This is a genomic window from Pseudomonas tremae (assembly GCF_001401155.1).
Classification (GTDB): domain Bacteria; phylum Pseudomonadota; class Gammaproteobacteria; order Pseudomonadales; family Pseudomonadaceae; genus Aquipseudomonas; species Aquipseudomonas tremae.
Genome location: NZ_LJRO01000157.1, coordinates 63,097 through 87,231 on the forward strand (window position 1 = coordinate 63,097; position 24,135 = coordinate 87,231).

The 24,135-nt window shown below is 59.2% G+C and carries 18 protein-coding genes and 1 pseudogene; 15 read left to right on the plus strand and 4 right to left on the minus strand.

The features are described from left to right. Positions 1-38: 38 nt before the first annotated feature. Complete coding sequence (locus tag ALO43_RS11670) at positions 39-3,806, plus strand: coiled-coil domain-containing protein (protein ID WP_054997546.1); 3,768 nt, start codon at positions 39-41, stop codon at positions 3,804-3,806. 64 nt (positions 3,807-3,870) lie between these two features. Here the strand turns inward: ALO43_RS11670 and ALO43_RS11675 are convergent, their stop codons facing one another. Further along, entirely contained in the window at positions 3,871-4,317 is a 447-nt protein-coding gene (locus ALO43_RS11675) for a response regulator (protein ID WP_005896447.1), read from the minus strand. Between the two features lie 229 nt (positions 4,318-4,546). Here ALO43_RS11675 and ALO43_RS11680 point away from each other — a divergent pair, with 229 nt between their 5' ends. Together ALO43_RS11680 and ALO43_RS11685 are read left to right on the plus strand one after the other, a co-directional pair. Continuing rightward, positions 4,547-6,481: a DUF294 nucleotidyltransferase-like domain-containing protein gene (locus ALO43_RS11680; protein ID WP_053480372.1), complete on the plus strand. Its 1,935-nt coding sequence runs from the start codon at positions 4,547-4,549 to the stop codon at positions 6,479-6,481. After that, the gene (locus ALO43_RS11685; protein WP_053480365.1) at positions 6,478-7,191 is read left to right on the plus strand and encodes a 3'-5' exonuclease; all 714 of its coding nucleotides are present in this window, start codon (positions 6,478-6,480) and stop codon (positions 7,189-7,191) included. Before ALO43_RS11680 ends, ALO43_RS11685 begins: the two co-directional genes overlap by 4 nt. Before the next feature lie 13 nt (positions 7,192-7,204). On the opposite strand, the gene ALO43_RS11690 is transcribed toward ALO43_RS11685, so the two are convergent. Continuing rightward, entirely contained in the window at positions 7,205-7,507 is a 303-nt protein-coding gene (locus ALO43_RS11690; RefSeq protein WP_005896439.1) for a cell division protein ZapA, read from the minus strand. Continuing rightward, on the minus strand, positions 7,504-7,737 hold the full coding sequence (locus ALO43_RS11695; RefSeq protein ID WP_005896437.1) for a hypothetical protein: 234 nt from the start codon (positions 7,735-7,737) through the stop codon (positions 7,504-7,506). The genes ALO43_RS11690 and ALO43_RS11695 overlap by 4 nt, the downstream gene beginning before the upstream one ends. Positions 7,738-8,227: 490 nt before the next feature. Here ALO43_RS11695 and ALO43_RS32085 point away from each other — a divergent pair. Beyond that, positions 8,228-8,653 (plus strand): annotated as a pseudogene (locus ALO43_RS32085) (MCP four helix bundle domain-containing protein); the annotation flags it as partial. A gap of 3 nt (positions 8,654-8,656) precedes the next feature. Next, a complete protein-coding gene (locus ALO43_RS11700; RefSeq protein ID WP_412177778.1) occupies positions 8,657-9,787 on the plus strand; it encodes a methyl-accepting chemotaxis protein in 1,131 nt (376 codons plus the stop codon). An 89-nt stretch (positions 9,788-9,876) separates the two neighbouring features. On the opposite strand, the gene gbdR is transcribed toward ALO43_RS11700, so the two are convergent. Beyond that, positions 9,877-10,980 (minus strand): choline metabolism transcriptional regulator GbdR, encoded by a 1,104-nt coding sequence (gene gbdR, locus ALO43_RS11705; RefSeq protein WP_005896432.1) that lies wholly within the window; start codon positions 10,978-10,980, stop codon positions 9,877-9,879. A gap of 782 nt (positions 10,981-11,762) precedes the next feature. On the opposite strand from gbdR, the gene ALO43_RS11710 reads away from it, so the two are divergent. The 10 genes from ALO43_RS11710 (at position 11,763) to fdhA (ending at position 23,944) form a co-directional block, all read left to right on the plus strand. Next, the gene (locus ALO43_RS11710) at positions 11,763-12,710 is read left to right on the plus strand and encodes a choline ABC transporter substrate-binding protein (RefSeq protein WP_005896431.1); all 948 of its coding nucleotides are present in this window, start codon (positions 11,763-11,765) and stop codon (positions 12,708-12,710) included. Between the two features lie 67 nt (positions 12,711-12,777). Next, on the plus strand, positions 12,778-13,623 hold the full coding sequence (gene choW, locus ALO43_RS11715; protein WP_005896429.1) for a choline ABC transporter permease subunit: 846 nt from the start codon (positions 12,778-12,780) through the stop codon (positions 13,621-13,623). Continuing rightward, entirely contained in the window at positions 13,620-14,798 is a 1,179-nt protein-coding gene (gene choV, locus ALO43_RS11720; RefSeq protein WP_005896426.1) for a choline ABC transporter ATP-binding protein, read from the plus strand. The genes choW and choV overlap by 4 nt, the downstream gene beginning before the upstream one ends. A 255-nt stretch (positions 14,799-15,053) precedes the next feature. Then, positions 15,054-16,307 carry a serine hydroxymethyltransferase gene (gene glyA / locus ALO43_RS11725; RefSeq protein WP_024691240.1) on the plus strand — a complete coding sequence of 418 codons (1,254 nt, stop codon included), beginning with the start codon at positions 15,054-15,056 and terminating at the stop codon, positions 16,305-16,307. Positions 16,308-16,324: 17 nt separating this feature from the next. Continuing rightward, positions 16,325-17,575, plus strand: a complete 1,251-nt coding sequence (locus tag ALO43_RS11730) for a sarcosine oxidase subunit beta family protein (protein ID WP_005896422.1) — start codon at positions 16,325-16,327, stop codon at positions 17,573-17,575. A gap of 15 nt (positions 17,576-17,590) precedes the next feature. Next, positions 17,591-17,887, plus strand: a complete 297-nt coding sequence (locus ALO43_RS11735; protein WP_005896420.1) for a sarcosine oxidase subunit delta — start codon at positions 17,591-17,593, stop codon at positions 17,885-17,887. Next, a complete protein-coding gene (locus ALO43_RS11740) occupies positions 17,884-20,904 on the plus strand; it encodes a sarcosine oxidase subunit alpha (protein WP_024670524.1) in 3,021 nt (1,006 codons plus the stop codon). The genes ALO43_RS11735 and ALO43_RS11740 overlap by 4 nt, the downstream gene beginning before the upstream one ends. A gap of 51 nt (positions 20,905-20,955) precedes the next feature. Continuing rightward, entirely contained in the window at positions 20,956-21,588 is a 633-nt protein-coding gene (locus ALO43_RS11745) for a sarcosine oxidase subunit gamma (protein WP_005896413.1), read from the plus strand. Between the two features lie 249 nt (positions 21,589-21,837). Beyond that, on the plus strand, positions 21,838-22,695 hold the full coding sequence (purU, locus tag ALO43_RS11750) for a formyltetrahydrofolate deformylase (RefSeq protein WP_024670525.1): 858 nt from the start codon (positions 21,838-21,840) through the stop codon (positions 22,693-22,695). A 49-nt stretch (positions 22,696-22,744) separates the two neighbouring features. Continuing rightward, positions 22,745-23,944 (plus strand): formaldehyde dehydrogenase, glutathione-independent, encoded by a 1,200-nt coding sequence (gene fdhA, locus ALO43_RS11755; RefSeq protein ID WP_005896407.1) that lies wholly within the window; start codon positions 22,745-22,747, stop codon positions 23,942-23,944. The last annotated feature ends 191 nt before the right edge of the window (positions 23,945-24,135 follow it).

The following is a 24,135-nucleotide window of genomic DNA, read 5'->3' on the forward strand; positions in this document are numbered from 1 at the left end:
AAGGTGAGCATACGTCGAGCAATGAAGATCACGATCCGTTGCTCAAAGAGGCGCATGAACTGCAGCGCCTGACCGAGTCGGCGCTGAACAGCCTGAAGGCAGCGCCGACGCCTCTCTGGGAGCGTCCTGCGCCGTCAACAGTCAGGCGCATCACCACCAGGATTATTCCGTGGCTCAAACCTGCCCCTTTGCGTGAGGTTGTCAGCAGTGACAGCGCAGCCAGGACCAAGGCCGATAACTCGCAGCAGAGTGCTACAGCCATTGCAGCGACCGTCAAAGAGCTGAGCGCTCGACTGGATCAGCAGAGTAAGGTTCTCGCCACAGCGACCCATGCGCTGGTCGCGGCACGCGAACATCTTGAATCACTTGAACAGGCCACATTACCCTCGTCGACCGGGCGACTGGATCAGGCCAGGGTTCGTGTTCAACAAGCCGACACCACCACCCGCCTCGCCAGCCAGCAACTTCGTGAGCTGATTCAGGGTACAGAGGTGTTGCAACTGGGCGCGTTGAGCGAGGGGCAGGACCAGGCTGCACAGAAAACCGAGTTTTCTCAGAAATGGCTCAGTGAACTGCGCACACGTATGCAGACGGTAGATGCCCGTTTCGGTGATCGGCACGCCGCTATCGCAATCGAGTTGAAACTCAAGGTAGCGGAAACCCGCGAGCTGATTTCGCTCGACCATGACATGACCGCCGCCGAGCAAACGGCCGCGCAGGCCAACGCACAGCTCTCTGCCTTGCGTACCCAACGACAGGCAACGCCAGACGGTTCAGCCGAAGCCGAAAGGCTGGACAGTGTCATCGAACAAACGCTCACAACGCGTTCGCGGGCCATGCAAACGCATGAGCAACTGGCAAAAAGACTGGTGCGCGTCGATGCCGATGTTGCGCGTTTGAACGCCGAACTGGGCGAGCTTCACCAGCGGCTGGCTGTCGCCAGTAACGAACGTTCTGCACTCAAGACACTTGAACAGAAGCTGCCCGAATCAACACAGGTAACCGCGCCTGCAGAGGGGGAAACGCAAGAAAGAGACGACAAAACCGCCCTCAACAACATTCGCGAACAGTACCTCTCTAGTCAGATCAGTGAAGCGCATGCTTTTGCAACGACAGGCGCGGACGAGATTAAAGCGTCACTGCAACGCATTGCCGGCCGCCTGCAAGCTACGCCCCCGCCAACACCGATTCCGCCCTTTGCGGTTATCGAGATCGTTACGTCGGCGCTGGCAGAACTGACGGGCAATGACGCTGCACGCGCCAACCGCGTACTCGACCTGCTGAACCAGCATCTCCTGGAACATTGGCCGCGCATCGCAGAGGAGTTGTCCAGGTCGGTCAGGACGCGTAGCGCAAACAACAACAGTGTCCAGAGGGACACCCTCGACTTTTGTCGAAAACTGGCAAGTGTGCCGCGTGGCATGGAAATGCTTCAGTTGCTCTCCAGCGAAGGTACTAAACCGATAGTGGCCGAACGGGCCAAGCCTTTGAGGGTGTTCTGGAACGCCGACGAGGCGCAGCAAAAAGAGCCCGATGGCAAGGTAAAGGCATGGCTGCAAACGGCCAAACAGGTGGCACGTCATAAGCTGGATGGCAGCGAGAAGTCGTTCGACGATGTCGATCACGCCGCCTTCAATGCGGTTCGTAACGGCTATTACAGCAATGCTCCCGGCACGCCGTATGCGCAACATGACCAACGCCTGAAAAAAGCCACGATGGAATGGGTCATGCGCGCCGTTGCAGCCAATACTCCAGAGCAGACCACGGCAACTGCCCCAGCGAAAAGCTCGTTGCCACGCCGCCTCGCCCCAACGCTGAACAAGACACCTTTTGCCAAATCGACGCTGGATCGCGCCTACACGGTGGGCGAAAGCATGGGGCTGCAATCGCCCAGAAGACAAGTTGATCAGGTTATTACAGCGCGAATAAAGCAGCTGGAAGAAACCCTGAAAAACTGCCGCGGCGCACCGGAACTGCAACTTGAGATTTCGGCAGCCCACGCCATGCTCGACCACCTGAAAACACTGGAAAAGAAAGGCACTCATCTGTCGCAAGCGACGCTGAAAAAGCGTGATGGCAAATCGATGCAAAGCCTGCTGAAGGCTCGCGTCCACCAGCAGCGGCTGTCGCAGATCTGGGATAAGCCGGACGCGAACGGCAAGCGTGCAGTCAACGTTCTGCAAAAAGCTCAACACATTGAACTTCCGCCGCTTTACAACGAACTTGCGAGCAGCAAATTGTCAGTTTACGAGGCAATCAATCGTGTCGATGAGCACCTGCGCGAGATTTTGCCGCCAGCGCTGCAAACCGCTCAATCTGTTGACGAGGTGCTTGATCAAGACCTGAGCGCAGCGATAAAACTGTTGAAAACCCGGCACCTGAGCGAGAAAAGCGACATCGTGACGTTTTTCAAACCGTTCATTCTTGAAAGCCGCCTGCGCGACCGACTGCGCCTGGGCGGTGGCGGTACCCTTGGGTTAGGCCTGCCGTCTCTGCCCTATGGCTTGATATCGCCCACAGTATCGCCGATCTTCTCGGCAGAAAAGTCGCGCAGTGACGAAGCGTTTGCCCAGTTGTTCATGCCGATTCTGGGAATGGAAATGTCCTTCGGCAGGGCCCGAACCGAGGCCGCCGAGGCGACCATCGGTGTGGCCGTCGGCGGCGCGGTTGCAGAAGGGGTGGCGATACAGGCTGCGTTCACTGGCCGTTTTAGCGCCCAGCAAACCCAGACCAGCTCGACCCTCATGCGTTTTTTCCGCACTCGCCACAAAGACGATGAAATGCGCGGCAACATGCTTACCGCTCTGGACAGCATGGTGCGCTGGGACATCATCGAGCCCACACAGGGCCAACGTTATTCCGGGCCGCTGGAATCCATACTGGCGCGTAACCCTGAGGTATCTGTGAGCCAGATCGATGCGACTTCCAGTACCCGCAACGTAGCAGCGCGTGTGGCATTGCGCGCGCCGGCTGCACGCTTCAAGGATGGCTCCAGTGGTGCATCGCAGACATTGACGCTGGAACCCTCGCTGTACGCCGAAGCTGATCGAATAAAGGAGCAACGCACCGAAACAGGAGGATTCATCAGCGTCGTCGGCGCCAAGGCTGACACCGCCCAGCAACGTGCGGGGGTCACGGCCAACCTGAACTTCGCGCCGATAGCCAGCTCGGCCACGCCGGCAAAAAAAGACGCTGACTATGGTGTTCAGGGTCAGGGGCTGGGTTTGCAGCTGGGAATGTCACGCGATCTGGCCTGGGCGCTGGAAAAAAACGAAATATCGCCCTTTTTAATCGGCGACAAACAGGACGCCGATCTTGACCGACACTATTCCACGCCGCGTGATATGCAGGCCGAGATCACCGCCAACCGCGACCTGTGGTTGCTGCGCTGTATCGAAACGCTGGAGCCGGATGAGACCGGCAATAAAAACACCCCGGACAACCGTCTGCGGGCAGCCATGCATCTTGATGCTTTCGAGGCGACGATCAAGCGTCTGAGCAAGGACAGCAAGTATTGCCAATACAACGTCAACTACTCGATGAAAGGTCGGGCCGGGGCCGAGATAGACGGGTATCGAGGCATTCAGACCCTGGCATTGCAGCGCGGAGACGCGCAGGCGGCGGAAAAGGCCAGACAGGCCATTGACGATATTTTGTTGACCAAAGAGACGTGGCGGCCACTGGTGTTGATAGTCCGCGAGCGGGCGCGGGACTCGACCGTCGTCGGCTGGCGCAACCTGCTGCGCTGGCAGAAGCTCTCCAATGTCGACGGTCAGCGCACCGCAGCGCAGTTTCCACCGCCTTGAACAGGGGGGGGTCAGCGTGCCAGCGCAAGCATTGGCACGCTAGCCAGTCAGGTTTGGCAAGGCCTCAACCCACGCCCAACTCGCGCTTGACGAGCTTCACCAGCTGTTTGGTGTTCAGCGGTTTAAGCAGAAAATCCACAACGTCGAGGTGCATGGCGTCAATGGCGTCACGCACATTGGCGTCCCCGGACACGATGATGATCGGCAAATCCGCGCGATCCGATTCGCGAATCTTGCGGATCAGTTGCAGCCCGTCGAATGGGGCCATTCGCAGGTCAGTGATCAGCAGGCCAATGGACTGACGGGTTTCGAGCATGCGCAGCGCGATGTCGCCACCGGGCGCGGTCATGCAGCTGATGTCGTTGAGACTCAGAATTTCTGCCAGCAGTTCTCTCGCGTCACTGTCGTCATCAACGATCAGGACCCGTTGCGGGGCGTCGCGTTCAGGCGTGAGCATGACCTCATTGAGGGCATTGCGCTCATCGTCGCTCAGAATATCGTGGTCAATCATTGCAGTCTCATCATTCCCTGGACTTATCCGACAACAGATTCAGGTCAATCTGCGATGTATTTCGTCGGCATCCTGGCCAGGCGCAGCGCGCAATCCATTGCGTTTGTCTATCAGTTATCCGGCAATTACCCTGGCCGAGCAATCATTCTGGCGTAAGACTTACGTCCAATGGGCACCTGGCGGCAAGCGGCCGACCATGAGCACCAATAACAAGAACGCGGACCGGGCCATGAGCAAGGCAGATGCTTTCAACCAGGCAGGCAAGACAGCCGTGCTGCAGAACATACACGGCACCATGCAGTTCCTGCAAAAATTCCCGCCGTTCAACCAGATGGAAAACGCTCATCTGGCCTACCTTGTCGAGCAGTGTCAGCTCCGTTTCTACGCCGCTGACGAGAGCATCATCAAGCCTGGCGATGGGCCAGTAGAGCATTTTTACATCGTCAAACAGGGACGAATCGTCGGCGAACGGCCGCATTCTGCAAAAGGCGGCACAGAGACAACGTTTGAGATCACTACCGGCGAATGCTTCCCGCTGGCCGCTTTGCTGGGCGAACGCGCGACGCGCACCGAGCACCTGGCCGCCGAAGACACGTTTTGCCTACAGTTGAACAAGCAGGCGTTCATCAAGCTGTTTGCACTGTCCACGACGTTTCGCGACTTCGCCTTGCGCGGGGTCAGCAGCCTGTTGGATCAGGTCAATCAGCAAGTTCAGCAGCGCGCCGCCGAAACACTCGGCACACAATATTCCCTGAACACCCGCCTGGGCGACCTGGCCATGCGTCATCCGGTGATGTGCAACCCTGACACGCCGATGCGCGATGCAGTGAAGCTGATGCATGAGCAGCAGGTGGGCAGTATCGTGATCGTCGACGAACAGCAAGCGCCACTGGGCATCTTTACCCTGCGCGACCTGCGCGAGGCGGTTGCCGATGTGAATGTGGACTTCAGCGCTCCCGTCAGTCACAGCATGAGCCCGTCGCCCTTTCACCTGAGCCCGGACGCCAGCGCTTTCGATGCGGCCATTGCCATGACCGAGCGCCACATTGCGCATGTGTGCCTGGTCAAGGACGGAAGATTGTGCGGAGTTGTGTCGGAGCGAGATCTTTTCTCCCTGCAGCGCGTAGACCTTGTGCATCTGGCGCGCACCATTCGCACAGCGCCGCGCATTGAAGCGCTTGCCGGGTTGCGGGGCGATATCGTTCAGTTGGTCGACCGCATGTTGGCCCACGGCGCTTCGTCGACCCAGATTACCCAGATCATTACCCTGCTCAACGACCATACGGTCTGCCGGGTGATCGAACTGACGCTTGCGGAGAAAGGCGACCCCGGGGTTGCCTTCAGCTGGCTGTGCTTCGGCAGTGAAGGCCGACGCGAACAGACCCTGCATACCGATCAGGACAACGGCATTTTGTTCGAGGCCCGCGATGCAGCAGAGGCAGAACAGACCCGGAGGTTGCTGCTGCCGATTGCCGAACGCATCAATCAGAGCCTGGCGCAGTGCGGCTTCACGCTGTGCAAAGGCAATATCATGGCCGGCAACCCTGACTTGTGCCTGTCACGGCAGGAATGGTCACATCGTTTTTCAGCTTTCATCCGCGAAGCCACTCCAGATAATCTGCTGGCGTCGAGTATCTACTTCGATCTGCGTGTGGTCTGGGGTGATGAAAACGGCTGCGAGCAATTGCGGCGCGGCATTCTTGACCAGGTCGCGGATAATCAGTTATTCCAGCGCATGATGGCCGATAACGCCTTGCGCCAGCGCCCGCCGGTGGGCCGCTTCAAGGATTTCGTCGTGGCTCGCAAGGGTAATGAAAAAGACACCTTGGACCTCAAGACCGAAGGTCTGACGCCTTTTGTAGACGGCGCCCGGCTGTTGGCGCTGGCCAACGGTATTGCCGTCAACAGCACGCAGGAGCGTCTGCGGCAACTGGTGGAGCGTGAAGTCATCGACCCTCTGGATGGTGCCGCGTACCAGGAGGCTTATCACTTCATTCAACAGACTCGCATGCAGCAGCATCAGTTGCAGAGTCGCCAGAACCTGGCGTATTCAAACCGCATTGACCCAGACACGCTCAACCATCTGGACCGACGCATTCTGCGCGAATCGTTTCGTCAGGCGCAGCGACTGCAAACCAGTCTGACGCTGCGTTACCAACTATGAACCTGTTCGAATGGCTGAAACCGCGGCCGAAGACAACCCATCTGGACGCCTCACACCTGGACCGGCTCAAACAACTGCCAGCTTGCGCCAGGCTCAGCGACAAGCCGTTGCGCCAGCAACGCTGGGTGGTGCTGGACCTTGAAACCAGCGGCCTGAACATGAACCGCGATCAGGTGCTGTCCATCGGCGCAGTGGTGATTGAAGACGGCGCCATCGACCTGGGCCAGCAGTTCGAGCGCACGCTGTTGCGTGTCGATCACAAGGTCAGCCCCGCCGTGCTGATTCACGGGTTGGCACCCAGCGCGATTGCAGCGGGCAGCGAGCCGGTCGAGGCGTTACTGGATCTGATGGCGTTCATCGGCGACAGCCCGGTTCTCGGTTTCCATGCGCCGTTCGATCAGCACATGTTGTCGCGCGCGTTGAAAGAGAGCCTTGGCTATCGCTTGCAGCATCCGTTCTTCGACATCGCTGAACTCGCACCGATGCTGTGTGAACAAGCCAACCTGCGTCACGCAGGGCTGGACGACTGGACCCGCTTCTTTGGTCTGCAAGCAGAAGAGCGACACCACGCCAGCGCCGACGCACTGGTCACGGCGGAGCTCGCGCTGATTCTGTTCAGCCATGCCCGCAGAAAGCAGATCGACAGCCCTCTGCTGCTCGACGAACGACTGGGGCAATGGCGCAGACGCACGCAATCGCATTCGTTTTGAATGCGACCCGAGTTCAGCCCTGGGAAATGGTCTTGGCGATCACATCTACCGTCGCATCGACCTTCTCCCGGTAACGTTTCAGCTCGACCTTGTGCAGTTGCTCAAGCTCGATCTGCTGCGAGCAGAGGTTCAAGGCTGCCAGAACCAGCAAGCGATCACCGATCAGGGTCGGGTACTTGCGCTTGGTGTCGGCCAGCGACGCATTGAGCATCGCGGCGGCCTTCATGAGCGTGAGGTCTTCACCAGCCGGAGCCTTGACCGAATACTCGTTACCCAGAATTGAAAGAACGGTTACACCGCTGCCGTCGACGTTCATGCGCCGACAGCGCTTGCGCTGGTAGCGCGGTCAACCAGTGCCTGGATGCGGGCCGCGGTGCTGCCCTGTTTTTCTTCCTGCTCCATCAGACTCAGTTGCAAGTTCTCGTTCTCGTCCTTGGCTTTTGCCAGCTCTGCGTTGAGCTGTGCATTTGTGTCCTGAAGGGCCTGATTCTGTTGCACCAGATCACCGACAAGCTGTTCCAATTGGCTAAGGGAGGCTTCCAACATTTTGATTTCTCGAGCAAATTTCAACGGGCGCACACGATAAAGAAAAGTCACTGCGCATGCCAGCGCTCAGGGTTTGAATACTGACCTGTCACGGCATGGACACGTCGATAACGCAAACGCATGGGGGGCTTGTGACTGCATAATCCGGTTGCGGTTCCCGCTGTTCGTCAGGCCACATAAGGGTGCGACAAATGCGCGCAGCTTGCGGGCAGCCTGAAATCACCGAAAGGCCCTGTATCTCAGCCTTTTCAACAGCTTGCGCCGTCTGTCGAGACGACTCCCGGCTGATGGATATTGAGTGGATGCGCGCATTAAGTGCCTGCGGGCTCAAGACTTCAGTCGCATGACCGATAGGCAGCCATTCACTTCATCCCCTACACCCGTTGAATCGCATGGAACGCGTACATAACCCTGGAAACTTTCTATGTCCCTGCGAAATATGAACATAGCGCCCCGAGCGTTTCTTGGATTCGCCATCATTGGCACACTCATGCTGATACTGGGTGTTTTTGCATTGTCACAAATGAGCAAGATCCGTAGCGCTACCGAAGTGCTGGCCGACAGCAATGTGCCCAGCATCAAGAGCCTGGATCGCTTTGCTGAAGTCAGCATTCGCTTGCGTGTCCTGTCTTACCGGTTGCTGGTCAACCGCGACCCGGAAACCCAGCAGAAGACCATCGACCTGCTGGCGATGCGCAACAAGCAGATCACTGACGCTCAGGCTGTCTACGAAAAGCTCATCAGCGACCCGAGCGAGCGCGATCTCTATGGCCAGTACGTGCAACTGCTGGGACAGTATCGACAGCTTGAAGAACGCCTGAAGACCCTGACGCGCGCCAACAGGCTCGATGAGCTGCAGAACCTGCTCAACAACGAGATGGTCAGCAACTCAGACCAAATGAACACAGTGCTCAGCAAGCTGGTAGAGAACAACACCGCGCAGTTGAACAAGGTCAAGACAGACGCCACCAGCGAGTACGATTCGGCGCTGCAACTGGTGATCGGCCTGCTGATTGCTGCCACATTGCTGACCATCGTGTTTGCCTGGATGCTGATCAAAAGCATCACCACGCCGATTGCCACTGCTCTTCATGCGGCGGAAACCATCGCCAAAGGCAACCTGACCCAGCCAATCGCGATCGACGGCACCGACGAAGCGGGTCGCCTGTTGCTGGCCATGAAAACCATGCAGGATAAGTTGCGCGACACGTTGCAGGGTATCTCCGGCTCGGCCACGCAGCTGGCTTCGGCGGCTGAAGAGCTGAATGCGGTTACCGATGAAAGCGCACGCGGGCTGGTGCAGCAGAACAATGAAATCGAACAGGCTGCCACCGCAGTCAACGAAATGACCAGCGCTGTAGAAGAAGTTGCCCGCAATGCCGTCAGCACTTCGCAGGCGTCGCGCAATGCTGCGACATCGGCTGGCGATGGTCGTGACTTGGTGCAGGAAACCGTCAGTGCCATCGAGCGCATGAGCGGCGATGTCAAAGGCACCGCCGAACTGATCATCAACCTGGCTAACGAGTCACGCGATATCGGCAAAGTACTGGACGTGATTCGCAGTCTGGCCGACCAGACCAACCTGCTGGCCCTCAACGCGGCTATCGAAGCAGCGCGTGCGGGCGAAGCAGGCCGCGGCTTTGCGGTCGTGGCCGATGAAGTTCGTGCTCTGGCGCACCGCACGCAGCAATCCACCAGCGAAATCGAACGGATGATCGGCAGTATTCAGAGCGGCACCGAGCAGGCGGTCAGTTCGATGCGCAACAGTACGGAACGCGCCGAGTCCACCTTGAGCATCGCCAAAGGTGCAGGCCTGGCGCTGAACACCATCAATGTCGCGGTCGAAGAGATCAACGAGCGCAACATGGTCATCGCCAGCGCTGCTGAAGAACAGGCTCAGGTTGCACGCGAAGTGGACCGCAACCTGGTGAACATCCGCGACCTGTCGGCACAATCCACCACCGGCGCCAACCAGACCAGCGCAGCCAGCACCGAGCTGTCACGCCTGGCCGTGGACCTCAACAGCATGGTATCGCGCTTCGCGCTTTGATCCGGCGGCAGGTGTGAACGCCCGTTGAGCCATGATCGTGCCGATGCTCCGCGTCGGCATGCCGGAGCTTCACGCAACGATCAGCGCAGCTACAGCCTCACACTCGCAAACGTCGACTCATTGCGCGCCTGACTCAAAGCCGAGAGCGGGCCTGACAAGGGGGCGAGTACCAGCGCATGCGGGATTGGCATCATGGCAACCTGTTGCGCAGTGTTGGAGCCCACGCGCTCGTCGCGCGGCGGGATGCCGAAATATTCGCGGTAGCACTTGGAGAAGTGCGGTGTCGAAACGAAGCCGCACACAGACGCCACTTCGATTATCGACATCGGTGTCTGCTTGAGCAGTTGCCGTGCGCGAATCAGGCGCAGCTTCAGGTAGTAACGCGACGGCGAGCAGTGCAGGTATTTCTGGAACAGTCGCTCCAGCTGCCTGCGCGAGACGGCGACATACACCGCCAGCTCGTCGAGGTCGATCGGTTCTTCAAGGTTGGCTTCCATCAGCGCCACAATCTCCTGCAATTTGGGCTGATTGGTGCCGAGCATGTGCTTGAGCGGAACGCGCTGATGGTCTTGTTCGTTACGGATACGTTCGTAGACGAACATCTCGGAAATAGCGGCCGACAATTCGCGGCCATGATCACGACTGATCAGGTGCAGCATCATATCCAGTGGCGCTGTACCACCGGAGCTGGTGAAACGGTTGCGGTCGAGCGTGAACAACCGTGTGCTCATGGACACACGCGGAAAGGCTTCCTGCATCGCCGCCAGGCATTCCCAATGCACGCTGCAATCAAAACCGTCCAGCAACCCGGCGCATGCCAGCGCCCAACTGCCCGTACACACAGCGCCGAGACGACGCGACTGACGCGCCTGGCTCTGCAACCAGCTTACGTGTTCGCGGGTGACGGCACGCTGAATGCCGACGCCACCACAAACAATGACGGTATCGAGCGCTGGCGCCTTGTTCATGGCGGCGTCCGGGGTGATCTGCAAGCCGTCGCTGGCCCAGACCTGCCCACCGTCAAGGCTCAGCGTCGTCCAGCGATACAGCTCGCGACCCGACAACTGATTGGCCATGCGAAGGGGTTCTACCGCCGATGCGAGAGAGATCAGAGTGAAGTTGTCCAACAGCAGAAAGCCGATGGATTGCGGCGCGCGGTTCTGGGGTTGGGTCCCTGGATTGAACGATGTCATCACACTATCTCCTCTCACGTGGCTGTGGTTGGCCTCAAGACGGGCTCTTCTTATAGCCCTTTCCATTACAGGGCCTGAGAAGGACATCGCAAATCCCATGCCGAAAATTGATCGGCCATTCAATAACGTTTGAAAACGACGTCGCGAAGCGTCTAATCAGCAGCGACCCCTGTGTCTGTTTGCGACGCCAGAGCCCGCCGACTGCGGCATTCGATGAGCAATTCGGTAGCACTCCAGCCAAGTGCCAGGCGCCGCGTACACAGGGAGTGCTACTCAACGCACATGTGGACGAACCAGAGAACTTGATAGCTGTGCGCGCCAAAAGGTGGCGGCCGAAAAGGCCCGTGGTCGAAAACCGCGCAGCGCGCCAAAATGTCGGTCAGGCACCTGGATCAGAAGGCAAAAGTACACCCGATAGTGAACTTGTCGGCGTTACCCCCCTCAAAAGCACCGCGTTCGCGCAGGCACCGACCTGCCAACCGACGCTGCCGATATGCGCAGCGATTGCGTGACGTACTGGCCGCTTTTCAGCAGTTCCAACACTGCAACCAGGCGCGTGTACGATGCAAAGAATCTGTAAGCGACCTTGCGCGCACTGGATACGACGCCGCCTGCACTGGATACGACGCCCCCTGTAGGCGTTTGATTTCCCCTGTTACATGATCGGATCCGACTCGATCGCCAGGCGCAGTGATGGAGCTTCGCGAAAAGCCTTGCCGACCCATAAGCCGCGTCAGCGTTCACCTGCTGATGACCACAAGAAACTCACAGGAGTCCACCCAATGAAAGGTTCCAAATCGCTGCTCTTGGCCGCAACGCTATGTATGCCGGTGCTTGCTCAGGCAGCCGAGCCAGAGGCCTGTCATACGGTCAACTTCTCCGACGTAGGCTGGACTGACATCACCGTCACCACTGCGGTGACCAGCGCCGTACTCGAATCGCTGGGCTATAAGACCAAGACCACCATGATTTCCGTACCCGTGACCTACAAGTCGCTGGCAGACGGCAAGAACATGGACGTTTTCCTCGGCAACTGGATGCCGACCATGGAAAACGACATCAAGCCTTACCGCGAAGCCGGGACTGTCGAAACCGTACGCGCCAACCTCGAAAACGCCAAATACACTCTGGCCGTTCCGCAAGAGCTCTACGACAAAGGCCTGCACGACTTCGCCGACATCGTCAAATTCAAGAAAGAACTGGGCGGCAAGATCTACGGCATCGAGCCTGGCAACGACGGTAACCGCCTGATCCAGAGCATGATCGACAAGAACGCCTTCGGCCTGAAAGACGCAGGCTTCAAGGTCGTCGAGTCCAGTGAAGCCGCAATGCTCTCGCAGGTCGACCGCGCGGTTAAACGCAAAAACGACGTTGTGTTCCTGGGCTGGGAACCACATCCGATGAACACCCGCTTCAAGATGAAATACCTTACAGGCGGTGATGACTTTTTCGGCCCCAACTATGGCCAGGCGACCATCTACACCAACACTCGCAAAGGTTACAGTCAGGAATGCAGCAACGTAGGTCAGTTGCTCAAAAACCTGTCCTTCACGCTGGACATGGAAAGCACCCTGATGGGCAATGTTCTGGACGACAAGATGAAGCCTGACGCCGCTGCCAAGGCGTGGATCAAGAAAAACCCGCAAGTGCTCGATACCTGGCTCGCCGGCGTGACCACGGTTGATGGCAAACCTGGCCTGGAGGCAGCCAAGGCCAAGCTGACCCAGTAAGCCGAAAGCAGGCGGGTCTGGCCCGCCTGCTGTCCTCTTCACCTTCCGCAAGCGGATACCCGATACCATGCTGATAGATCAAAAAATCCCTCTGGGCGAGTACATCGCCGCATTTGTCGACTGGTTGACGCTCAACGGCGCCGACTACTTCGACGCGATTGCCTCGACACTGGAAATGATGATCCACGGGTTCACGTTCGCGCTGACCTGGTTCAACCCACTGGTATTGATCGGCCTGATCGCCGCGCTCGCGCACTTCATCCAGCGCAAGTGGGGCCTGACGGTTTTCGTGATTCTTTCGTTTCTGTTGATCCTGAACCTGCACTACTGGCAGGAAACCATGGAAACCCTGGCCCAGGTCCTGTTCGCGACCTTGGTCTGTGTCGTCATCGGTGTGCCGCTGGGCATCATTGCCGCGCACAAGCCGCTGTTCTACACCATCATCCGGCCGCTGCTGGACCTCATGCAGACAGTCCCAACCTTCGTTTACCTGATCCCGACGCTCACGCTGTTCGGCCTCGGTGTCGTTCCCGGGCTGATCTCTACAGTGGTCTTCGCGATTGCTGCGCCGATACGCCTGACGTACCTGGGCATCCGTGACGTGCCTCAGGAACTGCTGGACGCCGGCAAGGCCTTCGGCTCGTCGCGTCGCCAGTTGCTGACCCGGATCGAGCTGCCATACGCAATGCCTTCCATAGCCGCCGGTATCACCCAGTGCATCATGCTGTCACTGTCGATGGTAGTAATTGCCGCACTGGTCGGTGCCGACGGTCTGGGCAAACCTGTGGTCAACGCACTGAACACCGCCGATATCGCCCTCGGTTTCGAAGCCGGTCTGGCAATCGTATTGCTGGCAATCATGCTCGACCGCATCTGCAAACAACCCGAAGCCAAGAAAGGGTCCGACGCATGAGTACCATCAAATTCGACAAGGTAGACGTCATCTTCGCCAAGGACCCGCGTGAAGCTCTCAAGCTGCTGGACGAAGGCCTCACGCGTGACCAGATCCTCAAGAAAACCGGGCAGATCGTCGGCGTAGAAAGCGCCAGCCTGGATATCGAAAAAGGTGAAATCTGTGTCCTGATGGGCCTTTCCGGCTCAGGAAAATCCAGCTTGTTGCGCTGCATCAACGGCCTCAACACTGTCAGCCGTGGCTCGTTGTTCGTTGAACACGAAGGTTCGCAGATCAACATCGCCAGTTGCAGCGCAGCCGAACTGAAAATGATGCGCACCAAACGCATTGCGATGGTGTTCCAGAAGTTCGCCCTGATGCCTTGGCTGACAGTGCGCGAAAACATCAGCTTCGGCCTGGAAATGCAGGGCCGTCCTGAAAAGGAACGCCGCAAGCTGGTGGACGAGAAGCTTGAGCTGGTAGGCCTGACCCAGTGGCGCAACAAAAAACCCGACGAACTCTCTGGTGGCATGCAGCAACGCGTCGGTCTGGCGCGTGCGCTGGCGATGGATGCCGACATCCTGCTGATGGACGAACCGTTCTCGGCACTCGACCCGCTGATCCGTCAGGGTCTGCAGGACGAACTGCTCACCCTGCAAAGCAAGCTGAGCAAGACCATCGTTTTCGTCAGCCACGATCTGGACGAGGCCCTGAAACTCGGCAGCCGCATCGCCATCATGAAAGACGGCCGCATCGTTCAGTACAGCGTGCCGGAGCAGATTGTTCTCAATCCTGCCGATGAGTATGTGCGCACCTTTGTTGCGCACACCAATCCGTTGAATGTGCTGTGCGGTCGCAGCCTGATGCGCACGGTCGATGAGTGCACTCATGTCAACGGCTCGGTATGCCTGGACCCGAGCGTCGACTCATGGCTCGACCTGGCCGACGGCAATGTGATCAAAGGCGCACGCCAGGGTGCCGCGCCGCTTGATCTGCAAAACTGGACGCCCGGCCAGGACGTGAGCGCCCTGGAACGACGCCCTACTCTTGTGCACTCCAATATCGGCATGCGCGAAGCCTTGCAGATCCGCTACCAGACCGGCAATAAGCTGGTCTTGCAGGACGGCAACAAAGTGGTCGGCATTCTGGGTGATACCGAGCTGTATCACGCATTGCTGGGCAAGAACCACGGTTAACGCCTGAAACCGACAGGCCCACTCCCCTGCGCTGGAACGACTCCAGCCGGGAGCGGGCTTGTCTTCGTCCAGCACAGCGTCATCCCGCCTACCCTCCCGCTATTTTCACTCCCTCCTCCCCTATGTCGTAAACGCACCTTTGTGTGGCGTCCATAGGCATTTGACGACATCTGTCCGGCCCTACCATCGCTCTCAGAGGGCTCTGTTCGGCCCTAACGACAAGTCAGGCGCCGTGCCGCCGCTGGGAGATCCGCGATGTTCAGCAAGCAAGACCAGATTCAGGGTTATGACGATGCACTGCTGTCGGCGATGAATGCCGAAGAGCAGCGTCAGGAAGACCATATCGAGCTGATCGCCTCGGAGAACTACACCAGCAAACGCGTTATGCAGGCTCAGGGCAGCGGCCTAACCAACAAATACGCCGAAGGTTATCCCGGCAAGCGTTACTACGGCGGTTGCGAGCATGTCGACAAGGTCGAGCAACTGGCCATCGAGCGCGCCAAGCAGTTGTTTGGTGCCGACTACGCCAACGTACAGCCGCACTCCGGCAGCCAGGCCAACGCTGCGGTCTATCTGGCGCTGCTTCAGGCGGGCGACACCGTACTGGGCATGAGCCTGGCGCACGGCGGTCACCTGACCCACGGCGCCAAGGTCAGCTTTTCGGGCAAACTCTATAACGCCGTGCAGTACGGCATCGACACCACGACAGGGCTGATCGATTACGACGAGGTCGAGCGCATCGCTGTCGAAAGCCAGCCGAAAATGATCATCGCCGGCTTCTCGGCCTATTCAAAAACGCTCGATTTCCCACGTTTCCGCGCAATCGCCGACAAGGTGGGCGCTTACCTGTTCGTCGACATGGCCCACGTCGCAGGGCTGGTCGCCGCAGGGCTTTATCCAAACCCGCTGCCCTATGCCGATGTGGTCACCACCACCACGCACAAGACCCTGCGCGGCCCACGCGGCGGCCTGATTCTGGCCAAGGCCAACGAAGAGCTGGAGAAGAAATTCAATTCCGCCGTCTTCCCCGGTGGTCAGGGTGGCCCGCTGATGCACGTAATCGCCGCCAAGGCAGTGTGTTTCAAGGAGGCGATGGAGCCCGGCTTCAAGGCTTATCAGCAACAGGTCATCGATAACGCACAAGCAATGGCACAGGTATTCATCGAACGTGGCTTCGACGTGGTTTCCGGTGGCACCGACAACCACCTGTTTCTGGTCAGCCTGATCCGTCAGGGCCTGACCGGCAAGGACGCCGACGCTGCGCTGGGTCGTGCGCACATCACCGTCAACAAGAACTCGGTGCCCAATGACCCACAGTCGCCCTTCGTGACCTCGGGCCTGCGCATCGGCACACCGGCCGTCACCACCCGCGGCTTCAAGGTGACCCAGTGCATTGAACTGGCAGGCTGGATCTGCGACATCCTCGACAACCTCGGCGACGCCGATGTCGAGGCCAACGTCGCCAGTCAGGTCGCAACCCTGTGCACCGAATTCCCGGTTTATCGCTGAGTCAGGAGTAGCCTCACATGCAGCATTACTCAGGCTTCGGCCTTCTCAAGCATTCCCTCAGCCATCACGAAAACTGGCAGCGCATGTGGCGCACGCCGACGCCGAAAAAGGTCTACGACGTGGTCATCGTCGGCGGTGGCGGTCATGGTCTGGCGACGGCTTACTACTTGGCTAAAGAGCACGGCATCACCAACGTAGCGGTGGTCGAGAAAGGCTGGCTGGGCGGCGGCAACACGGCTCGCAACACGACCATCGTGCGCTCCAACTACCTGTGGGACGAGTCGGCTCATCTTTATGAGCACGCAATGAAGCTGTGGGAAGGACTGTCTCAAGACCTGAACTACAACGTCATGTTCTCTCAGCGCGGTGTCTACAACCTGTGTCACACCCTGCAGGACATGCGCGACTCGGAGCGCCGCGTCAGCGCCAACCGCCTCAACGGTGTGGACGGCGAGTTGCTCAACGGCAAGCAGGTCGCTGAGGAAATTCCGTACCTGGACTGCTCGAACAACACCCGCTACCCCATCATCGGCGCAACGGTTCAACGCCGTGGCGGCGTGGCCCGACACGACGCGGTGGCCTGGGGCTTTGCGCGTGCTGCCGACGCCTTGGGTGTGGACCTGATCCAGCAGACTGAAGTCATCGGCTTTCGCAAGGAAAACGGCGTGTGTGTCGGCGTCGAAACCAACAAGGGCTTCATTGGTGCCAAACGTGTCGGCGTCGTGACGGCCGGTAACTCGGGGCACATGGCAAAGCTCGCTGGCTTCCGTCTGCCAATCGAATCACACCCGTTGCAGGCACTGGTCTCCGAACCGATCAAGCCGATTATCGACAGCGTCATCATGTCCAACGCCGTACACGGTTACATCAGCCAGTCCGACAAGGGCGACCTGGTGATCGGCGCCGGCATCGACAGTTGGGTCGGTTACGGCCAGCGCGGCTCGTACCCGGTGATCGAACACACGGTTCAGGCGATCGTCGAGATGTTCCCAGTCCTGTCCCGCGTGCGCATGAACCGCCAATGGGGCGGCATCGTCGACACCACACCAGACGCCTGCCCGATCATTTCCAAGACGCCCGTACCGAACATGTTCTTCAACTGCGGTTGGGGCACCGGCGGTTTCAAGGCCACGCCCGGCTCGGGCAATGTGTTTGCGGCCAGCCTGGCGAAAGGCGAAATGCACCCGTTGGCCAAGCCGTTCTCCATCGACCGTTTCCACAACGGCGCACTCATCGACGAGCACGGCGCAGCAGCCGTCGCCCACTAACAGGAGAACCCGTCCATGCTTTATATCTTCTGTCCTCACTGTGGCGAACTGCGCTCCGAAGAGGAATTCCATCCCGCCGGTCAGGCGCACATCCCGCGCCCGCTGGACCCCGCAGCCTGCACCGATGAGCAGTGGGGCGACTACATGTTCTTCCGCGACAACCCGCGTGGCCTCCATCACGAGTTGTGGATTCACGCCGCCGGTTGCCGCCAGTACTTCAACATGACGCGTAACACGGTGACCTACGAGATTCTCGAAACCTATCCGATTGGTACGAAGCCGCAGTTCACGGATCAGGGAGACAAGGCATGAGCCAGACCCATCGTTTACCCAATGGCGGTCGCATCAATCGCAGTAAGGTGCTCAACTTCACCTTCAACGGCCAGACCTATCAGGGCTTTGAAGGCGACTCGCTGGCTTCTGCTCTGCTGGCCAATGGCGTCGACATCATCGGTCGCAGCTTCAAGTATTCCCGGCCACGCGGGATCTTCGCGGCGGGTTCGGAAGAACCCAACGCCGTGTTGCAGATCGGCGCGACCGAAGCAACGCAAATCCCCAACGTGCGTGCCACTCAGCAAGCGCTCTATTCCGGCCTGGTAGCGACCAGCACCAACGGCTGGCCGAACGTAAATACCGACCTGATGGGCATTCTGGGCAAAGTCGGCGGCAAGCTGATGCCGCCGGGTTTCTACTACAAAACCTTCATGTATCCGCAGTCGTTCTGGATGACGTACGAAAAGTACATCCGCAAGGCTGCAGGCCTGGGCCGCTCGCCGACCGAGAACGACCCGGACAGCTACGACGCGATGAACCAGCACTGCGACGTGCTGATCGTTGGCGCAGGCCCTGCCGGTCTGGCGGCTGCGCTGGCAGCAGGTCGCAGCGGCGCCCGGGTGATTCTTGCCGACGAGCAGGAAGAGTTTGGCGGCAGCCTGCTCGACAGCCGTGAAAGCCTGGATGGCAAACCGGCCGCAGAATGGGTGACAGGCGTGATTGCCGAGCTGAAGAGCCTGCGCAACGTGACGCTGCTGCCCCGCGCCACAGTCAACGGCTATCACGACCACAACTTCCTGACCATTCACGAGCGCCTGACCGATCACCTCGGTGATCGCGCGCCCATCGGCATGGTTCGCCAGCGTATGCACCGCGTGCGTGCCAAACGCGTGGTACTGGCCGCCGGTACTCATGAGCGGCCATTGGTCTATGGCAACAACGACGTGCCGGGCAACATGCTGGCCGGCGCGGTTTCGACATACGTTCGTCGCTACGGCGTGGCGCCGGGTAAAAAACTCGTGCTGTCCACCAACAACGATCACGCCTACCGCGTGGCGCTGGACTGGCTCGACGCCAGCCTGCAGGTGGTCGCCATTGCCGATGCGCGGCACAATCCCCGCGGCCCGCTGGTGGAAGAAGCGCGGGCCAAAGGCGTTCGCATCCTGACCGGCAGCGCGGTGATCGAAGCACGCGGCAGTAAACATGTTACCGCTGCGCGTGTTGCGGCCATCGACGTCAAGGCGCACAGCGTCACCAGCCCTGGCGAATGGCTTGATTGCGATCTGGTCGCCAGTTCGGGCGGCTACAGCCCGATCGTGCATCTGGCCTCGCACTTGGGTGGCAAACCGGTCTGGCGCGAGGACATCCTCGGTTTCGTACCCGGCGAAGCACCACAGAAACGCATCTGCGTGGGCGGTGTGAATGGCGTCTACAGTTTGGCTGACAGCCTGGCAGATGGCTTTGAAGGCGGCGTTCGCGCTGCCAGCGAAGCAGGTTTCAAGGTTGTCGAGGGCGTGATGCCCAAAGCCCTCAGCCGTGCCGAAGAACCGACGCTGGCGTTGTTTCAGGTGCCACATGAAAAAGGCACTGCGCGAGCACCCAAACAATTCGTCGATTTTCAAAACGACGTGACCGCCGCTGCCATCGAACTCGCAACCCGCGAGGGTTTCGAGTCGGTCGAGCACGTCAAACGCTACACCGCGCTGGGCTTCGGCACCGACCAGGGCAAGCTGGGCAACGTCAACGGCCTGGCCATCGCTGCTCGCTCGCTAAGCGTGTCGATCCCGGAAATGGGCACGACCATGTTTCGCCCCAACTACACGCCGGTAACATTCGGCGCTATCGCGGGGCGACACTGCAAACATATTTTCGAGCCAGTGCGTTTCACTGCACTGCACGCGTGGCACGTCAGAAATGGTGCGGAGTTCGAGGACGTGGGTCAGTGGAAACGCCCTTGGTACTTCCCGAAGAACGGTGAAGACCTGCACGCCGCTGTTGCCCGCGAATGCAAGGCTGTGCGTGACAGCGTCGGCCTGCTGGACGCATCGACCCTGGGCAAGATCGACATTCAAGGCCCGGATGCACGCGAGTTTCTCAACCGCATCTACACCAACGCCTGGACCAAGCTGGATGTAGGCAAGGCGCGTTATGGCCTGATGTGCAAGGAAGACGGCATGGTCTTCGACGACGGCGTGACCGCCTGCCTCGCCGACAACCATTTCCTGATGACCACTACCACAGGCGGTGCTGCGCGCGTCCTGCAATGGCTGGAAATCTATCAGCAAACCGAATGGCCGGACCTGAAGGTGTACTTCACCTCCGTGACCGATCACTGGGCGACCCTGACGCTGTCCGGCCCCAACAGCCGCAAGCTGCTGAGCGAAGTCACCAATATCGATCTGGGCCGTGAAGCGTTCCCGTTCATGACCTGGAAGGAAGGCCTGGTCGCAGGTGTGCCGGCGCGGGTGTTCCGCATCTCGTTCACAGGCGAGCTGTCGTACGAAGTCAACATTCAGGCCGATTACGCGATGGGTGTTCTGGAAAAGATCGCCGAAGCAGGCAAGCAGTACAACCTGACGCCTTACGGCACCGAAACCATGCACGTATTGCGGGCCGAGAAAGGTTTCATCATCGTCGGTCAGGACACCGATGGCTCGATGACGCCGGACGACCTGAACATGGGCTGGTGTGTCGGCAGGACCAAACCGTTTTCCTGGATCGGCTGGCGCGGCATGAATCGCGAAGACTGCGTGCGTGAGCAGCGCAAGCAACTGGTTGGCCTCAAACCCGTCGACCCGACCAAGTGGCTGCCGGAAGGCGCGCAACTGGTGTTCGACACCAAGCAGACAATCCCGATGAGCATGGTTGGCCACGTGACCTCCAGTTACGCGCACAACTCGCTGGGCTACTCGTTTGCGATGGGCGTGGTCAAGGGCGGCCTGAGCCGCATGGGCGAGCGAGTGTTCGCGCCGCTGGCAGACGGCAGCGTGATCGAAGCCGAGATCGTTTCTTCGGTGTTCTTCGACCCTAAGGGCGAGCAGCAGAATGTCGAATGAAACGTGGTGCGCCGATCAACCGCAGCAAGCAGAATTCAAGGCAGGTAACTCATGACCACAGCGAACGTTTACCAGCAACGCCCGACCACCGACGTCAAGGCCGAGTCGCCACTGTTTCATGCAAACCTCGACAGCCTGATCGGCAAAGGGCGCGCCAACCCCGGTGTGTTCCTGCGCGAAAAGAAGCTATTGGGCCACCTTACCGTTCGCGGCGACGCGCATGATCCGGCCTTCGCCGCTGGCGTACACAAGGCGCTGGGCATGGAACTGCCAGCGGCACTGATGTTGGTAACCAGCGGTGAAAGCTCATTGCAATGGCTGGGGCCGGACGAGTGGCTGCTGATCGTGCCCAGCGGCGAAGAGCTCGCAGCAGAGCAGAAGCTGCGAGAGGCGCTGGCTGGCCTGCATATTTCCATCGTCAATGTCAGCGGTGGCCAGTCGATCCTTGAACTGACCGGCCCGAAGGTTAGACAGGTTCTGATGAAGTCCACCAGCTACGACGTACACCCGGACAACTTCCCGGTGGGCAAGGCAGTCGGCACGGTGTTCGCCAAATCGCAACTGGTCATCCGGCGTACAGGTGAAGAAACCTGGGAACTGCTGATCCGCCGCAGCTTCGCGGATTACTGGTGGCTGTGGCTGCAGGATGCGAGCGCCGAGTATGGGCTGAGCATTCAGGCATGATCAGCCCAAGAAACCGTGCTGAAACCTCATCGGCTTTCGCGCTCATGGCTACACACAAGTCTTGAGATGACTATTGTGCCAATGCTCCGCCTTGGCATGCAGTTCGTGACGCACAGCGCCACAAAATGCATTACCACGCGGAGCGTGGGAACGAGAATCAAGGGACGCAAAGCGTCAAGGCCTGAACGTGCGGTTTTGCACGATTGCCTGTCGGTTTGCGGACAACGAATATTCAGGAGCACTGATTGAATGAGCCGCGCCCCAGACACATGGATTTTGACCGCCGATTGCCCCAGCGTACTGGGCACGGTGGACGCGGTGACCCGCTTTCTCTTTGAGCAGGTCTGCTACGTGACAGAGCACCACTCGTTCGATGATCGCCTGTCCGGGCGCTTCTTCATTCGCGTGGAGTTTCGTCAGCCCGAAGCATTCGATGTACAGGCGTTCAAGGCAGGATTGAGCGAACGGGGCGAAGCGTTCGGCATGATCTTCGAGCTGACTGCGCCCAACTATCGGCCAAAGGTGGTGATCATGGTCTCGAAAGCAGATCACTGTCTCAATGATCTGCTCTACCGCCAGCGTATCAATCAGCTTTCAATGGACGTGGTCGCTGTGGTGTCCAATCACCCTGATCTTGAACCGTTGGCTGGCTGGCACGGAATTCCGTACTACCATTTCCCTCTGGACCCGAACGACAAACCTGCACAGGAAGCCAAGGTCTGGGGCGTGATCGAGGAGTCCGGCGCAGAGCTGGTAATTCTCGCCCGCTACATGCAGGTGCTGTCACCTGACCTGTGTCGCAAGCTGGACGGCAAGGCGATCAATATTCATCACTCGTTGCTGCCAGGTTTCAAAGGCGCCAAGCCTTACCATCAGGCCTATAACAAGGGCGTGAAGCTGGTCGGTGCGACCGCGCATTACATCAACAACGATCTGGACGAAGGCCCGATCATTGCCCAAGGGGTGGAAGTGGTCGATCACAGCCATTACCCCGAAGACCTGATCGCCAAGGGCCGAGACATCGAAGGGCTGACGCTGGCGCGCGCGGTGGGTTATCACATCGAACGGCGAGTATTCCTCAACGCCAACAGGACGGTGGTTTTGTAGCTGCAACTGTTTTTCCCTCTTTCACCACAATAAAAGCGAGGCGACATGTATGTCTGGTAATCGCGGTGTAGTTTATCTCGGCGCTGGCAAGGTCGAGGTGCAGTCCATCCCCTTCCCGAAAATGGAAGACCCACGCGGCAAACGCATCGAGCACGGCGTCATCCTGCGTGTGATCTCCACCAATATCTGCGGCTCTGATCAGCACATGGTTCGCGGTCGCACGACAGCGCAGACCGGGCTGGTGCTAGGCCATGAAATCACCGGCGAAGTGCTGGAAGCCGGACGCGACGTTGAGCACCTCAATGTCGGTGATCTGGTTTCCGTTCCGTTCAACGTGGCGTGCGGCCGCTGCCGCAGTTGCAAGGAGCAGAACACCGGCGTCTGCCTGACAGTCAACCCTGCCCGCCCCGGTGGCGCTTACGGTTATGTCGACATGGGCGACTGGGTCGGCGGTCAGGCCGAGTACGTTCTGGTGCCTTATGCAGACTTCAACCTGCTCAAACTCCCGGACCGCGATGCAGCGATGGAGAAGATTCGCGACCTGACCTGCCTGTCCGACATCCTGCCCACTGGCTATCATGGCGCAGTGACCGCTGGTGTGGGCCCTGGCAGCACGGTATACGTCGCAGGCGCTGGCCCGGTCGGCCTTGCCGCTGCTGCTTCCGCGCGCCTGCTGGGTGCTGCGGTGGTGATCGTTGGCGACGTCAACCCGACTCGTCTGATCCACGCCAAGGCTCAGGGCTTCGAGATTGCCGACCTGTTTCAGGACACGCCTCTGCACGAGCAGATCGCCGCCCTGCTGGGCGAACCCGAAGTGGATTGCGCCATCGACGCAGTAGGCTTCGAGGCGCGTGGTCACGGTCATGCAGGCGCACAGGCTGAAGCACCCGCCACGGTTCTGAACTCGTTGATGGGCGTGGTAAGAGTCGCAGGCAAGATCGGCATTCCCGGCCTGTACGTGACCGAAGACCCAGGTGCCGTGGACGCCGCAGCAAAAATGGGCAGCCTGAGCATTCGGTTAGGCCTGGGCTGGGCCAAATCCCACAGCTTCCATACCGGCCAGACCCCGGTCATGAAATACAACCGCCAATTGATGCAGGCGATCATGTGGGACCGCATCAAGATCGCCGATGTCGTCGGTGTCGAAGTGATCAGCCTGGATGACGCACCACGTGGTTATGGGGAGTTCGATTCGGGCGTGCCGAAGAAATTTGTGATTGATCCGCATGGGTTGTTTGGTGGGGTGTAGGTTTGTCCAACACCTCACCTTTAACACTAATAACTGAGCTTCATTAATCCCACACGCCGCGTTCCCGCTGTCTTCGGATTTCTTTGCTCACTCTGACCAAAGCAGGGCTGGGGCTGGGGCTGAGGCGGGCACGGGGCGGGGCTGTGGGTTGAACATAATCGTAACTAGGCGGCGCGGCCGACTCCAAAGCG